Consider the following 15,737-nt stretch of genomic DNA (forward strand, 5'->3'; position numbering starts at 1 on the left):
AGCATTATATTAAATACCCTGACTAATTTTAAATATTTCTTTAAGCTTATTTTGAGCTGATTCGTTCACTATGAATAATAAATAATCACCAACTTCTGCATTTATTGTGCTATCAGGTAATTTTATTAGTTTATGCCTGTTATCAGGAAATGGATATTACCTTATTTCCCTTATTTCGCCTCTGCTTCTTCTTTCTTCAATAGTTCGATTTCGTCGCGTAAGCGGGCAGCAAGTTCAAAATTCAACTCGCTTGCAGCTATTTTCATTTGTTCAGTTAATTGAGAGATAATCTTTGCTTTGTTGTTATGATTTAGCATTTCTAATAATGGATCAATTACTTTTAGCTGCGATTTTAGCATAGTGTCCTGCTTCTGTTTGTTACGTGCTTGTGAAATATCAGCCACTGAAGTTGAGGACAGTATTTCATCCTTGCTCTTATACACTGTTTTCGGAACAATATTATGCTTTTTGTTGTATTCTTCTTGTAATTTCCGACGACGATTTGTTTCGTCAATCACTTTTTGCATCGAGTTTGTAATTTTATCTGCATATAGTATTACCAATCCATCAACATTACGCGCTGTTCGCCCGGCCACCTGCAAAAGTGAACGCTCGCTTCGCAAAAAACCTTCTTTGTCAGCGTCTAACACTGCAACAAGCGATACTTCCGGCAAATCCAATCCTTCACGTAGCAAATTCACCCCAATCAACACATCAGTTTCTCCTAATCTCAGGCGGCGAATTATATCAACCCTGTTTAATGCGTCAATATCAGAATGAATATAATCAACTTTTATATCAATGTTATGTAAAAATTCAGCTAAATCCTCTGCCATTCTTTTTGTAAGTGTTGTTACTAACACTCTGTTCCCATTCTCAACACGTTTTCTTATTTCTCCTGTCAAATCGTCTATTTGATTTTTGGTCGAACGCACAACTATTTGCGGATCAAGCAATCCTGTTGGTCGAATAACTTGTTCAACAACTACTCCTCCACATTTTCCCAGCTCGTAATCGCCCGGAGTGGCACTTACAAATATCACCTGGTTAATCAGGCTTTCAAATTCATCAAATTTCAGAGGTCTGTTTTCGAGTGCAGAAGGTAAACGAAACCCGTGCTCGACAAGTGTTGTCTTCCTTGCTCTGTCGCCATTATACATTCCTCGTATTTGCGGTATTGTGATATGGCTCTCATCTATTACAAGCAAATAATCTTCCGGAAAATAATCAAAAATGCAGTGTGGACGTTCCCCAAAATCTCTTCCCGAGAGATGCATCGAATAATTCTCTATTCCTGAGCAATATCCTACCTCTCGCATCATTTCCAAATCGAACAATGTCCTTTGCTCCAATCTTTGTGCTTCTACAAGTTTGCCTTCTGCACGCAATTCTTTCAATCTTTCGTGAAGCTCGTCTTTGATTCTGTTCATTGCTTGAATTAACTTGTTCTCCGACGTTACAAACAGTTTCGATGGATATATGACAATATAATCAAGCTTTGACAATGTTTTGCCCGTAAAAGCATCGATGTAGCTTATACTTTCAATTTCATCACCAAATAGTTCAATCCTTACACCAATTTTGTTCTCGTATGCAGGTATTACATCAATAATATCGCCTCGGACACGAAAACTACCTCGCTGAAAATCAACATCATTGCGGGAATAATGCAAATCTGCAAGTTTATATATAAGTTGCTTGCGAGAAATGTTCATCCCAACATTCAGCGGTAGAATAAGTTCCATAAAATCTTCTTTCTTCCCAATGCTATATATACAACTTACACTTGCTACAATTATCACATCCCGACGTTCTTCTATTAATGCACTTGTTGCTTTCAGTCTCAATCTGTCAATTTCATCATTAATCGAAAAATCCTTTTCGATATAAGTATCAGTCCGGGGAATATATGCTTCTGGTTGATAATAATCATAATATGAAATGAAATACTCGACAGCATTTTCAGGGAAAAAAGCTTTGAATTCACTGTAAAGCTGTGCTGCTAAAGTTTTGTTTGGCGAAATTACCAAAGTTGGACGTTGCACCTGCTCAATCACATTGCTTATCGTAAATGTCTTTCCGCTTCCAGTTACCCCAAGTAATGTTTGATGTTTGTCGCCTCGCTTCAGTCCTTCGACAAGTTCTTTTATTGCTTTTGGTTGGTCGCCGGCAGGCTTATATTGTGAGCGTAATTCAAATTTTCCTTTCATAAATCACTATCATTAATTAATTTAACGTATCATAAACATATAAGAGACGATTGTTTGTTATGAATTGTGTTTCATAATTATCATTATTCTTTCTCGTTCTTCTTCAAATATCATTTACCAATCTAATTATTGATAGCGACCTGACATTTGAAGATGCTGTTAAGGGAACAACTGCTCCAAAGGAAATTATTGATAGTCTTGTCCTGCTTAACGTTGTTTATTATTCTATCGATAATAAACTTCATAGAGGACAATTAGTTGTTCATAAGTCTGTCCAAAAAGACATTACTGATGTTTTTGAACTAATCCGAAATGAGCGTTTTCCTGTAGCTAAATCTATTCCAATTGTGAAATACAATTGGTCAGATTCTGCTTCCATGGCAAACAATAACACTTCCTCTTTTAATTACAGAAAAATTGCAGGGACAAATCGCCTCTCTCTGCATTCTTATGGTCTGGCTGTTGATATAAATCCTTTCAACAATCCGGTTGTATATAACGACGGTCGGATTTCTCCAAAAGGAGCAAAATATAACCCGAAGAACGTAGGCACTTTTACTTCTGCTTGCCCTATTGTCCAAAAATTCAAAGAATTAGGTTGGCGATGGGGAGGAGAATTCAACTCATTCAAAGATTACCACCATTTTGATAAAATTTTATCTAATTAATTTTCTCGAATTTGGTTTATTACCCGAATTTCTTTAATTTTGAACCTGTTTGTTAATTTTTTATGGAAAATATAATGCTTACGTCAATTAATCATATCGGTATTGCTGTAAAAGATTTGGAAGCAAGTATAGAGCTTTTCAAAAAAATCTTCCAATTTGCTGATGTTCATCGTGAAGTTGTTGAAGAGCAAGGCGTCTCAATTGCCTCCTTCAAAGTTGGTGATGTCTTAATCGAACTTACTCAACCAACAAGAGATGATTCTCCTATCGCTAAATTTATTGAAAAAAAAGGTGAAGGAATTCATCATATTGCTTTCAACACTGATAATATCAGTTCTGACCTTGCTCGACTTAAAGAAACGGGAATTCAGCTTATTAACGAAGAACCACGCCCAGGTGCTCACGATATGCTTATAGCTTTCTTGCACCCAAAATCAACTAACGGAGTTCTTACAGAAATTTGCCAGCATAAATAAAACCTTAATTTTATAAAATTTCCGGGCTACCTTCAGAGGTAGCTTTTTTATTTTTTGAAACTCTAAGCATTGTTGCAAATATTATATTTCTGATAAACTGATAACAAAAATCGGAGCAATCTTTTTGCTCCGATTTGCTTGTAAAAAAAAATTCAATTAATTATTTTACATTGCTAAGCGAACTTCTTTTACTTCTGATATTTTCATTTGCAAAATTCGCTCAACTCCACCTTTCAATGTCATTACTGCACCGGGACAACCAGCACAAGCGCCGGCTAATTCAACGAAAACCACCCCGTCTTCGACTTTTTTTAAATTAATTTTGCCGCCATCAGCTTCAATAAATGGGCGAATATCTTTATTTATAATGCTGTCTACAGCATCAAACAATTCTAAGTCTGTCATAAATCACCATAAATTAATCAATTAAAGTTTTTATTTTTTCTACTGTCGTTGGTGCATAATAATTACAAGCACCACGTTTTGCGTCTGGTTCGATGTTTTGCTCTTTAATTATTTTCTTTACTTTTGCCTCAGTAACTCCAAGTTTCTCGGCTACTTTTTTGGCGGTGAGCATTTCTTCTTTTTCCATAATAAACTCCAAATTAATTAAACAAATTGAAAATAAATTATTTTTGGGGTATTTCTTTATAAACAACTCTCTGATGAGATTTTGCAACGATAATTTTATTAATAGTATCTTTTATTATCTTAACATCTTCGAAAGTAAGATTAGAATTATCAAATTGACCATCTAATATTTTTTCATCAATTGATTGATTTATCTTTTTCATTATATCATCTTTATCGTAATCTTTTACTCTTGAAATAGCCTCAGCTGCATCACAAATCATTAATATTGCCGTTTCCCTCGAATTTGGCTTCGGTCCGGGATAACGAAAATCATCTTGATTGACCTCCGAGCCCTTTTCACTTGCCTCCTCTAACGCTTTTGCATAAAAGTGCTTAATAATAGTTGTCCCGTGGTGCATAGGAATAAAATCAATAATTTTTGAGGGAATTTTGTATTGTTTAGCCAATTCTACTCCATCGCTAACGTGTTCTCTGATAGCAATTGCACTTCGCTTCGGTGGCAACATATCCAGCTTGTTGCCAATTTCAATTTGATTTTCAGTGAAATACTCCGATTTTGATATTTTACCAATATCGTGAAAATATGCTCCAACTTTTGTAAGAAGCTGATTTGCACCGATTGCTTGAGCGCATCTTTCAGCAAAAAATGCTACGCCAACTGTATGCTGATAAGTTCCCGGTGCAACCTCGTTCATTTTTAATAGCAATGGATGATTTAAATCATCAAATTCCTTGATTTTAAGGTCTGTAACTAAATCAGTCAGGCTTTCTACAATATATATACACCCAAATGTTAATATTGGTGCTACAACAGAGTTTATTCCAGCAAACAGCAATTTTGAAAATATACTATTTAAATCATCCGAGCGTTCGAATCCTAAAAAAATGATGACTAAACCCAAACCAATAAATATATAAAAGATTGAACGAAAAATCTGTGTGCGGCTCTGAATATCACGCACTGTATATGCTGCAAGTATTCCCGCAAATAGCATTGCAGTCCCTGTTGAATAGTCGTTACCTCGAATACCCGATATCATCAAAGCCATAGTAACAGTTGCATAAAACGCTGTCCGCGAATCGAACAAAATTGCTATTAGCATAGACAATGTCGGCAAAAATAATAGATATTCTATCGGACTTTCGCTATATATATTCACCGTGAGCCAGGCTGCAGCAGACACAATTACCAGTAAAATATTCAAAATTAGTAAATATAAATTATCATTAAAGATTTTCTTTCTGATAAAAAACAAGTAAAGTAGTAATATAGCATAAATAATTGCCGCGTGTCCTATACTTCCGATAATATTATATGTAGTTGTTACTTCCTCATCCCTCATCACCTTCGATACGTTATAAGATTTGATCTTTTGGATATTGTCATCTGTTAGGCGTTCACCTTTACTTATTATTACTTCATTTTTTCTGACTATACCTATTGTTTTTGGTATTGATTTTTCATTTATTTGACGCTGCCGTTCGGTAAGTTCCTCAGAATATAATAAATTGGGTTGCACGTGTCGATAAACTATACTAATTACTAAATTTTCTTCATTTTCAAACCGTAATTCTGCAAATTGCCTGAGCTTCGTCAATAACGACCCTTTATCCAGCAAAGAACTTTTAGGGTAGATCGTTTCCCGATTCGCTGAAACCCTTACATTTATCGCGTCTAATTTTATTTTATCAACATTTATATTAACAATTCCATTATTATATACTTCGACTAAAAATTGATTTATAAGTTCCTTCATCCTCGATATTTTTGCATTTCTCTCGTTTTTAGGCAAATTTTTAAGCGATTGAATTACTTTTAAGGATACTACCTGCTCTAAACTTTTTTCGTCAAACTTATCAGTATTCAAAAGCTTCAAGCTATCTAATATCGAATTGATTTTTTTTATCGAAATTGCCTCAGCATTTTTGTCAAGTATAAATACAAAATTAGTGTTTTCTCGTGCCTGCCGAACTTCATTTTGATAAGCAGTAGCTGATTTATATATTGGAAAAGGATAGTCTGCCACCAAAGTGCTTCCGCGCCAGTAATAGCCGGGAACTAAATTATATTTGTTTTGCACATCAAACGAAGGATCTATTTGATAAAGGAAAAATATACTACATATTGCAACCGTTGCTAAAATAATCAATATCTTAAATTTTAATGAAAAGCGGGCTTTCGATAGTTCGTCCCTGACTGTGTCTCGAGCCGTTATTTTCTGAAATAAGGTTTCCTGATTATTCTGCTTCATTTTATTAAATTATTTTTTATTTATACAAATTTAACAATTCAATATAAGAAAACGATATATATTTTTAATTATTAAAACTTAATGAAACAAATTTGATACAATATCGTAAAAGAAAATATAAGATAGATTTTATAAAGGAGCAAGAAAATGAAAACAAAACTTTACATATCGCTTTTTTCGATATACATCCTGACTGTTCTTCTTACTTCTTGTTCTACTATGAAAGAAACAGATAATTATTATGGTTACAACAATAAACCTTCCATTTCAGATAATTCAACCACTGTTAGCAGTGCTAATAACAGCTCCAGTGTTGATAATCCGACCAAAACAAATGATTATTCAAATTACGTTAGCCAGAATCCCCAAAACGAAAGAACAACCGTTGTTGAGAATTACTATTTCTATCATCCTCTGACTTATAGTGGATATTATCCCTGGTGGGCTCCTCCTCGCTATAACTTAGTGTATGCACCATTTTACAGTAGCTTCTATTTGTCTTATGGCTATGATTATTACAATGATTGGTACTATGCATCGAGATACTACCCATATAATTACTCTGTTATTTACTATCCTTACCCGGTTTATTATCCTCATCCTTACTACAATCCCTATTATTACCACCACTATCCCGGTTGGTACCCTGAACATAAGCATACTACCAATAAACCGCGGAAAGATTCTTACAGAGACTTCGGTCCAAGCAGAGGAACCTATTCGAATGTAGGTGCCACTAACGAAAGCAATCAGCCCGCAAATCGACGTAGCAGCACCGAAAGCGTTCCTTCTACCCAAACAGGTTCAAATACAATTTTTCAGAATGAACCCAAAGATAAAAATGTGCGTTCTTCTGCTCGTCCTACTCCTGATGCTTTCAATACTCCGCGGAATGAACGTTCAAGGGATAATATTTACGATAGAGAAATAATACAAAGCGATAATCCTAACTCCGACACTAAATACGAAAATTCTCAAAAGGGAGAGCCACCCGCACCTCCAACTCGCAGAACAATTTCTGAACCAGTTCCCGATAGACCCAATAGCGCACCATCACGCGATCGTTTCACTCCAACAAGAAACGAGCAACCTCGCCAGAGCGATCCACCTTCACGTAGTTCAAATAATGATTCAAAACCAGCACAAAATAATAATAAACAAGAACCTGCAAACAAGCGATCAAGATAAATCAAGGTGTTGTTATGAAAAAAACGATAGTTATATTCTTCCTTCTTTCAATCTCTTTTGCCAAAGCACAGTTTATTGAAGATGCCTTACGTTATGCTAACACGCAACATTTTATTACTTCTCGTGCAGCGGGACTTAACGTCTCTTATATCGGTATTTCCGATGATATAAACGCGCTTATATCTAATCCTGCTGGATTGGCTCTGATTCCCAAAAACGAGTTTTCCGTAGGTTTTGGCTTTTCTCATATCGGTAATGAAGTCAGTATTTTTAACAAAAAGAGCAATTTTAATGTAAATAATGAATATCTAAGCCACTTGGCTTTAGCTTCTCCAATCAGTGGCGATAATGGTATTACAACGGTTGCTGTTGGGTATTTCAAAGATAATGATTTCAAAAATAGTTACGACTACAATGTTTTTAATACCCAGTCGAGCTATATTTTTCAGCAATCCCAGGCTAAAAAACGTTGGACATATGATTTACTTCTTGCTGATATTAACGGCAATACCAATATCAAAGATTCTCTACGGCAAACCTCTTTTGTTGACGAAACAGGCGGAACCCACAATATTACCGGTGGCGTGGGGCTGGATGTCGGCGAAAATGTCTCCCTTGGCTTTTCTATTACCGGCAAATGGGGCACTTTCGAATATTCAAGAGAGTTTATCGAATGGGATGAACTAAATATCTATAATAAATGGCAAATTGATGATTTCGATAAACTAATTGTTAAAGAAAAAATCCAGCAAAATGTTTCTGGAATTACTGCTCAATTTGGCTTATTAGGTAAAATCGAAGATTTTATGAGAATTTCCTTCTCTATAAAATTACCAACTTGGTATCAGGTCGATGAAAAATTCACTGTTTCGCACGATGTGATTTTCGACAAAAATCCACAAGGTATTGTCGATAGATTCGATACCACCCAACAAGGAAAAAATTCCTACAACATTAGAACTCCTTTTGTATATAGTGCGGGTCTTTCTTTTCATCTTTTGGGACTTACTTTTTCTGCAGGAGTTGAGTATCAGGACGTTACTCAAATGAAGTTTTCAGATGCCTCAGCAGAAGTTGCCGAACAGTTTGATGTGTTAAACCGTATGATAATACGCCACCTTGTCGGTCAAACTACTTGGGGCTTTGGTGCTGAATATAAGTTCCCTGCTCTTCCGCTCGAAGCAAGAGCAAGCTACGCAAAAACTACTTCTCCGTACCAACTGGACATTCCAAATGCTGCAAAATCTACCTTTTCACTTGGCGGAAGCCTCTATCTATCCAAAGGTGTTCGTATTGATGGCGTTCTTCGCTGGACCGACTTTTCCGAGCAACGAACGGCATACGGTAATGAAGAAAACACGCTTACTCTATCAAACTATATCTTAAAACAAAAACCGCTGAATATTTTACTTGGTGTTTCTTATAGATACTAAAATTTTCTTCACTCAATTCTAAAAGGAGCATTATCGCTCCTTTTTTATTTTTTTACAACGTTTGTTTTTATAATTGTTCTTATATCTGTAATGAGAATGGATTATTAGTTGAATTTGTTCCTTTATCTATTTTTGAGTAATTTGCCTTTTTATTTTGTATATTTTTCAATTATTATTATGAAAATATTATTAATTGGTAGTGGCGGGCGCGAACACGCAATAGCATCAACATTAATTAAATCAAAAAATGTTCATCTGTTTGCCTTGCCCGGCAATCCAGGTATCGCTAAAATTGCTCAGATAGTTCCTCTAAATATAAAAAATCATCAGGATGTTTCTGATTTCTGCACCAATAATTCAATAGATTTAGTTGTTATCGGTCCCGAGCAACCTATTGCTGACGGACTTTCAGACTATCTTCGTTCTGCTGGGATTAATGTTTTTGCTCCTTCCCGTTCGGCAGCCCAGCTCGAAACTTCTAAACTTTTTGCCAAACAATTTATGCAGAAATACGGCATCCCTACTGCTCGGTTCTGTGCTTTTGATAAATCACAAAAACAAGATGCTTTAGACTATATTCGCAAAGGTGAATTTCCTGTTGTTATTAAAGCCGATGGGCTTGCCGCCGGCAAAGGAGTTGTTGTTGCCACTACTTCCGACGAAGCTATTCAGGCAATCGAAGAAATGTTTAGTGGCAGTTTCGGCTCGGCAGGCGAAAAAATTGTTGTAGAAGAATTTATGCAAGGCGAAGAAGCATCTATTTTCGCAATTACCGACGGAAACAATTTTGTTACTCTTGCTCCTGCTCAGGACCATAAACGCATTCTTGATGGCGACAAAGGAAAAAATACAGGAGGTATGGGGGCTTATTGTCCTGCTCCGATAGTAACTCCAAAAGTTCTCGATAAAGTTAATTCTCAGATTATTGAACCAACATTGCAGGGAATGGTTGATGAAGGGCTTCCGTATATAGGATGCCTCTATGTAGGATTAATGATAAATAATGGCAATCCTAAAGTTGTTGAATATAATTGTCGTTTTGGTGATCCAGAAACACAAGCAGTTTTAAGCGTTTTCGAGGGTGATTTTGCCGAACTGCTGTTGTCAGCCGCAAAAGGAAATTTGAATGTTTCCGCAATTAAAAACATTAACCAGGGATTTGCAACTTGTGTTGTGCTTGCTTCAAAAGGCTATCCCGACAAATATGAAACAGGTTTCGAAATAACTGGATTAGACAACATTTCTGATAACGTAATAGTATATCACGCTGGAACTAAAGAAATAGACGGCAAAATTTTCACCAACGGTGGGCGCGTACTCGGTGTTACCTCTCTTGGTGCAACTTTGAAAGAATCTCAGGAGAACGCATATAGAGCTGTTAGGAAAATTTATTTCCAGAATATGTATTACAGAAGCGACATTGCCGCCAAAGGAATAAAAAATAGCAATTAAAATTTATTTATTCACAATAAATATTATATAATGAATAGTTCAAACATAGAAAGACCAAAGCCAAAGAATCCCAACGATGCTGCAGACGTTTTCGTTGCTTTTGTCGAAATCGTTAAGCTTTTGCGTCAGCATTGTCCGTGGGATCGCGAGCAAACTAACGAATCAATTTCTCATTTGATTATTGAAGAAGCCTACGAAGCTCTCGATGCAGTTCAAAAGAAAAACGATGAAGAATTTTCGAAAGAACTCGGTGATTTGCTCCTTCATATTGTTATGCACGCAATTATGGCTGAAGAACGTGGTGCATTCAATCTTATCGACGTAATTAACCGAATTTCCGAAAAAATGGTGCTTCGCCATCCCCACGTTTTTGGAAATGTTCAGGTCAATGGAGAAGAAGAGGTGCTCGAAAATTGGGAAAAACTAAAAAAAACAGAAGGTCGAAAAAATACACTCGATGGTGTTCCGCTTTCGCTTCCGGCTTTGCTTCGTGCTGAACGTATTCAACAAAAAGCTTCACGTGTGGGGTTCGATTGGGATAATAAGCAAGACGTCTGGAAAAAAGTTGATGAAGAATTCGCAGAATTAAAACACGAACTTGCAGTTGGAAACAAAGATAAAGCTTCTGAAGAATTTGGCGACCTGCTATTTGCTCTTGTCAATGCCGCTCGCTTCGAAAAAATTGTTCCTGAATCTGCTTTGCAACAAACTAATTCAAAATTTATTAACCGTTTCCGTTACGTCGAGGAACAAGCACGCATAATTGGAAAAAAACTTGACGAAATGACCCTCGATGAAATGGATGCTCTCTGGAACGAAGCAAAATCAAAAGGAATAAAATAATTATAACTTTTTGCTTTTATTAGAAATATAAATTATTTATTTTTAAATATTACTTTTTGTTAATTTAATTATTCTAACACATGGCTAAAAAAATACGAATTCAAGATGTTCTGCAACCAGGTGATATATTAGCTATTTTAATTATTATTTGTGGCATTCTCATTGCCATTTTTCTTGAAGGACTTGCTATTAAGCTCATTGGCATCAGCTCTGCTGTACTTGGCGCCTTAGCGTTAATTATTATGATTTCACAAAGACTTTCCGAAATTGTTGAATCAAACAAATTTAATATTCCCGAAACTCAAAATATTAAAATGACTGTTATTAAAGACGCTTCCGCAAAACGTCAGACAGTCGAAAACTTTAATCCTTCCATTGATATTGACAAGATTTCTTCCGAACCAACAATGGGTGCCGACGAAGGCTTCCGTATTGTTAGCAAAACTTCCCGAAGCGTTTCAAAATCTGAAATTCCACAACCAAAAAACGATTTTGTTCCTCCTGCAAAAAGTGAAGAAAAAATTGAAGACCTTCAAATAGAGCATACTGAACATCCTATCGAAAAATCCGACAGTGTCGATGTTTTAGTTGATAATAATTCTATCCATTACGAACCTATAAAAGATAGAGAAGAATCACATATTCCATCTTCTGTGGCTATTTCTCAAAATGCTGAACCTGAAATAGTACTTCAAGATCACTCTGCTGAGTTAGCCGAAGATTTTAACAATGCTCAATTGGAAGAAAAAATTGACGTTATTGAAGAATCTCAGCAAGTTGAAGAAATTAATTTAATTGAAACTCGAAGTGAGCAATTAACTATCAATCAGGAATCATCTCAATCGCATGAAAATAATGAACCCCAGGAATTTGCTCAACCTCACGAAATTATTTCATCTGATGTTGAACAACTTGATAATATATCCGTAATCCCAGAGCCAGTTATTTCTCATCAAAATCAAGTTGTGAATGAAGAGCCCGAATTGCCATCAGAGAGAACTATTGCCGAAACCGTTGAAGAGCCAACTATTACTGACTTTAAGAAAAAACAAATTGAACTTCCTCAAAATCTCTTTGATGATGATTTGATTGAAATTGATGAACCAAGAAAAGAATTCGACGCACTGCTTTCTCGAATTTTGTATGTTATTCCTCTTGTTATTAAATCCAGAACTACTGCGTTCACTTTTATTAATTTTGAAAAGAATTATCTTATTCTCGAGTCGTATGTTACAAACGTGCCTTCAAAAATAATTGATGATACTAAAATTCCGATGGCTAACGATATTATTAGCCAAATTGCTTTCAATGCCAAACCCGAAATACTAACAGAAATCAACCCTTCTGCAGAACTTGATTTAATCCCATATTACAGCGAACCGTCCGGTACTTCTTCCTTCGTAGGTATTCCGGTTTTTTACGAAAATCAGGTAATTGGAATTCTAACTTGTGATACAAACGAAAATGATGCATACGACGCTGCTACTATAACGTTTTTAGGGCAATTCTCAAAATTGATTAGTGGATTAGTCAAAAGTTATACCGAAAAATATGATTTAATTCGTTCAGATAAAACTTTACGAGCTGTTCAAAAATTCGCCGAAATTTCTTCACAAACTGATGCAACCGAAGAAACAATCTCTCGGGCTCTTTTCGAAGCTATCACTAATTTATACGAGAATTATTCCTTTGGTATTTGCCTGTACGACGAAAAACGTGATGGATATTATATTTACGATTATTTCACTAAATATGAATTCCCTGTCAGATTCCGAAATGAACCGGTCGATTTATTTAAAACTTTACTCGGACAATCTATTCTAAAATATCAGACAATTGTTGAGGCACCAGTCCAATCAAAAATGTCTCGTGTGTTTGTGAACGAATATCCTTTTGAGACCTCATTTTTTATTTCTATTCCTATTAAATCCGAATCCGGTGTTTATGGGGCAATCTTTTTTGATGGTCCGATGAATGAAATGGATAATTACGATATTGAATTGTTGGAACTGCTCGCTCGCGAAGCCGCTCATTCTATTGATAGATTTAAATTAATTCAACTCTTCCATAAGAGTGCAATTATTGACCCTCACACCGGACTAATGAATAATTACGCTTTCTTCCGTAGGTTAGAAGAAGAAGTATCCCGCGTTCATGATTTTAAATCTACTGTCAGTTTTTGTTTGATTGCCATTGATAAATATGCCGCATATAGCAGCGAAGAGGAAAATGGTAAATTCGAACATATTTTCCGTCATATTGTTTCCATCTTGAATAATTCAGTTCACGAATATGATGTAATTGGTAGGCTCGATACAAATATTATTGGTGCAATTCTGATAGGGCAAAGTGTTGATAAAGCCAAATTCTGGGCTGAAAATATTCGAAACAAAGCTGCTATCTCTGTTCTGGAAATTGATGGACGTCGCTTTACAGTTACTCTAAGCATCGGAATTGCCCAGATTTCTCCAGCAGACGATATCGACTCACTGCTTGATAATTGCAACCGCGTGCTTAATATTGCAGCAAGCAAAACTAACTGTGTTCAGGTTTATCATTAACATTAATAAAATGTTTGCAGATTTTTTCAAAAAGTATTATTTTTGTAAACGAGTTGGGCTCTTAGCTCAGTTGGTCTAGAGCGCTTCCTTGACACGGAAGAGGTCGCTGGTTCGAATCCCGTAGAGCCCACTCTTTTTTTTTCGGTGTGTAGCGCAGTCCGGTAGCGCACTACGTTCGGGACGTAGGGGTCGCTGGTTCGAATCCAGTCACACCGACAAACAAAAGACCGAAGCTAACTTGCTTCGGTCTTCGTGTAATGAATTATTTTCTTAATTTCACCAATTCCACCATTCAAGCTGCAATTCCGGGAAAATACTGTTACGCTTTTCCACTTCTTCAAGATAGTTTATTTCTTCTGATGATAGTTCACCATATTCACAAGCACGTTCCAACATATCACATAAACGGTTGAAATCAGAATTATGAAAGAAAAATCGGCTCTCTGCATAATCTTTTGCTGATTTCGTATAAATTAAAAATTGCCAGTCAGATGAATGAAGCAGCATTAGCTCTCTTAATGCTTGCAACCCGATTCTCTTTTGAAGAGGGGAGTAGTTTGAAACTGGATATTTATCAAAGATATTCTTTAGCCGTAGTTCGTTGTCGTAAATATTCTGCCAGGTCCACACATTTTCCGAGTTGCTCCATACATCATGATTGTTGTTCACACCCCACGAACCTTCCGGCAATCCAATAACTTCTTTAGGCTGGATTTTAAACAGTTGTTCGCTTGCTGTTGCCGGCTTCAACCATGGAGAATGATTTAACCCGCGTAATACATACCGAATAAATTCAGGACCCTCGAACCACCAGTGTCCAAATAATTCCGTATCGAATGGAACGCAAAGCGTTGCAAATTTTCCGGTCTTGTTATAATAATAGTTCGTTGTATTTTCCATATTATGGATAAAATGATTGGCTTGCAGGTCAAGTTTTTTCCATATCCAATCAGGATGATATTGAGCTTTGTACTGCATATCAGCCTTTACATCTGTTACTCTCCAATAACGAAGCATTGAACCAAGATGGCGTTTATGAAAATCAAGATAGTCGGGCTCTCCCGGATATCCCACTTCTCCACTCCACACCTGCATTGCAATATCGCGATGACGAGTAAAGCAAACGGCTGTTCCATATTCTACTTTTTCACTCGAACTGACTTCATATAACCGAAGAGGTGATTTATCAAAGTTCCACGGCTCAGGAATAAACGCCGGTGAATGTATGGGAACAAAATGTTCTGGATTAGCTTGAAATTTTCCGATTGGATATGAGTTTTCAATCAATTTCTGGTCAATAACAAAATATTTGATGTTATGTCTGCTCAAAAACTGTTCTATTCCAGGACGTAAGTGTCGTTGATTAAATGGTGCGACCGGTACATATGATTTCCATTCATACGATGGACGATATGCACATTCCGGTAACCAAATTCCTCTCGGTTCACGCCCAAAATGCTTTTTATAGTTATTTACTGCCGCCTCTATTTGTAAATTTATACTTCTGTCGAAACCAAGCAAAGGTAAATATCCGTGTGTGGCACCGCAGGTCATTATCTCGATGGCACCTTCGTCTTGCAGCTTTTTTAATGCTCCAATTACAGTCTTACCATATTTATTTTTGTAATCATCAAGCCGTGCTTCATACCATTGAGCCCACCAGTTGGCAAGATATATACTATGGGCATCCCAACCCCACTTCTTAAAGTCTTCGGCGTCTTTTCTCGCTGCTTTGATTTTTTCAAGACAGTAGTCCTCGAATATCTTTTCAAAATCTTTATGCTCTAACTGCTCACACAATACAGGTGAAATATCGATTGTTACTTTGGGATATATATTTTCATTTAACAAATCATTAAACACATTTAACAATGGGATGTAACATTCTGCGACTGCTTCGGAAAGCCAATCAACTCCGTGAGGCCAGCTTCCGTGATGCAACACCCACGGCAAATGCGTATGAAGTATAAGCACAAAACTACCTGATTGCATAGAATACCTTTAAGCTTTGAAGTACCATTGCTTCAAATTATCATTTTATTTCCATTTTTCAAAACATT

At 36.2% G+C, this 15,737-nt stretch carries 12 protein-coding genes and 2 tRNA genes; 9 read left to right on the plus strand and 5 right to left on the minus strand.

Annotation, left to right across the window (positions count from 1 at the left end; all coding sequences use genetic code 11):
* Nucleotides 1-170: 170 nt before the first annotated feature.
* Nucleotides 171-2,210, minus strand: a complete 2,040-nt coding sequence (gene uvrB, locus ACY2LT_RS09600) for an excinuclease ABC subunit UvrB (RefSeq protein WP_491815398.1) — start codon at nucleotides 2,208-2,210, stop codon at nucleotides 171-173.
* A gap of 377 nt (nucleotides 2,211-2,587) precedes the next feature.
* Between uvrB and ACY2LT_RS09605 the strand changes: the two genes are divergently transcribed.
* Both ACY2LT_RS09605 and mce read left to right on the plus strand, forming a co-directional pair.
* Nucleotides 2,588-2,878: a M15 family metallopeptidase gene (locus ACY2LT_RS09605; protein WP_491815400.1), complete on the plus strand. Its 291-nt coding sequence runs from the start codon at nucleotides 2,588-2,590 to the stop codon at nucleotides 2,876-2,878.
* 74 nt (nucleotides 2,879-2,952) lie between these two features.
* Nucleotides 2,953-3,354 (plus strand): methylmalonyl-CoA epimerase, encoded by a 402-nt coding sequence (gene mce / locus ACY2LT_RS09610; protein ID WP_491815402.1) that lies wholly within the window; start codon nucleotides 2,953-2,955, stop codon nucleotides 3,352-3,354.
* Nucleotides 3,355-3,519: 165 nt separating this feature from the next.
* Here mce and ACY2LT_RS09615 read toward each other — a convergent pair whose 3' ends face one another.
* Genes ACY2LT_RS09615 through ACY2LT_RS09625 form a run of 3 tightly spaced genes read right to left on the minus strand, consistent with a single transcriptional unit; the run spans nucleotide 3,520 to nucleotide 6,200 of the window.
* Nucleotides 3,520-3,759 (minus strand): NifU family protein, encoded by a 240-nt coding sequence (locus tag ACY2LT_RS09615; RefSeq protein ID WP_491815403.1) that lies wholly within the window; start codon nucleotides 3,757-3,759, stop codon nucleotides 3,520-3,522.
* Between the two features lie 13 nt (nucleotides 3,760-3,772).
* Nucleotides 3,773-3,946, minus strand: a complete 174-nt coding sequence (locus ACY2LT_RS09620; protein ID WP_491815404.1) for a hypothetical protein — start codon at nucleotides 3,944-3,946, stop codon at nucleotides 3,773-3,775.
* A gap of 37 nt (nucleotides 3,947-3,983) precedes the next feature.
* Entirely contained in the window at nucleotides 3,984-6,200 is a 2,217-nt protein-coding gene (locus ACY2LT_RS09625; RefSeq protein WP_491815405.1) for an HD family phosphohydrolase, read from the minus strand.
* Between the two features lie 147 nt (nucleotides 6,201-6,347).
* Here ACY2LT_RS09625 and ACY2LT_RS09630 point away from each other — a divergent pair, with 147 nt between their 5' ends.
* The 7 genes from ACY2LT_RS09630 (at nucleotide 6,348) to ACY2LT_RS09660 (ending at nucleotide 13,893) form a co-directional block, all read left to right on the plus strand.
* Nucleotides 6,348-7,388: a hypothetical protein gene (locus ACY2LT_RS09630; protein ID WP_491815406.1), complete on the plus strand. Its 1,041-nt coding sequence runs from the start codon at nucleotides 6,348-6,350 to the stop codon at nucleotides 7,386-7,388.
* A 14-nt stretch (nucleotides 7,389-7,402) separates the two neighbouring features.
* The gene (locus ACY2LT_RS09635) at nucleotides 7,403-8,821 is read left to right on the plus strand and encodes an OmpP1/FadL family transporter (RefSeq protein ID WP_491815407.1); all 1,419 of its coding nucleotides are present in this window, start codon (nucleotides 7,403-7,405) and stop codon (nucleotides 8,819-8,821) included.
* A 177-nt stretch (nucleotides 8,822-8,998) separates the two neighbouring features.
* The gene (gene purD, locus ACY2LT_RS09640) at nucleotides 8,999-10,273 is read left to right on the plus strand and encodes a phosphoribosylamine--glycine ligase (protein WP_491815409.1); all 1,275 of its coding nucleotides are present in this window, start codon (nucleotides 8,999-9,001) and stop codon (nucleotides 10,271-10,273) included.
* Between the two features lie 30 nt (nucleotides 10,274-10,303).
* A complete protein-coding gene (mazG, locus tag ACY2LT_RS09645; protein WP_491815410.1) occupies nucleotides 10,304-11,116 on the plus strand; it encodes a nucleoside triphosphate pyrophosphohydrolase in 813 nt (270 codons plus the stop codon).
* An 80-nt stretch (nucleotides 11,117-11,196) separates the two neighbouring features.
* A complete protein-coding gene (locus tag ACY2LT_RS09650; RefSeq protein WP_491815411.1) occupies nucleotides 11,197-13,677 on the plus strand; it encodes a sensor domain-containing diguanylate cyclase in 2,481 nt (826 codons plus the stop codon).
* Between the two features lie 55 nt (nucleotides 13,678-13,732).
* Nucleotides 13,733-13,807, plus strand: a tRNA-Val gene (locus ACY2LT_RS09655).
* A gap of 12 nt (nucleotides 13,808-13,819) precedes the next feature.
* Nucleotides 13,820-13,893, plus strand: a tRNA-Pro gene (locus ACY2LT_RS09660).
* A gap of 60 nt (nucleotides 13,894-13,953) precedes the next feature.
* Here the strand turns inward: ACY2LT_RS09660 and ACY2LT_RS09665 are convergent.
* Entirely contained in the window at nucleotides 13,954-15,669 is a 1,716-nt protein-coding gene (locus ACY2LT_RS09665) for a 1,4-alpha-glucan branching protein domain-containing protein (protein ID WP_491815412.1), read from the minus strand.
* Nucleotides 15,670-15,737 lie beyond the last annotated feature (68 nt).

The organism is Eximiradius proteiniborus (genome assembly GCF_058546985.1).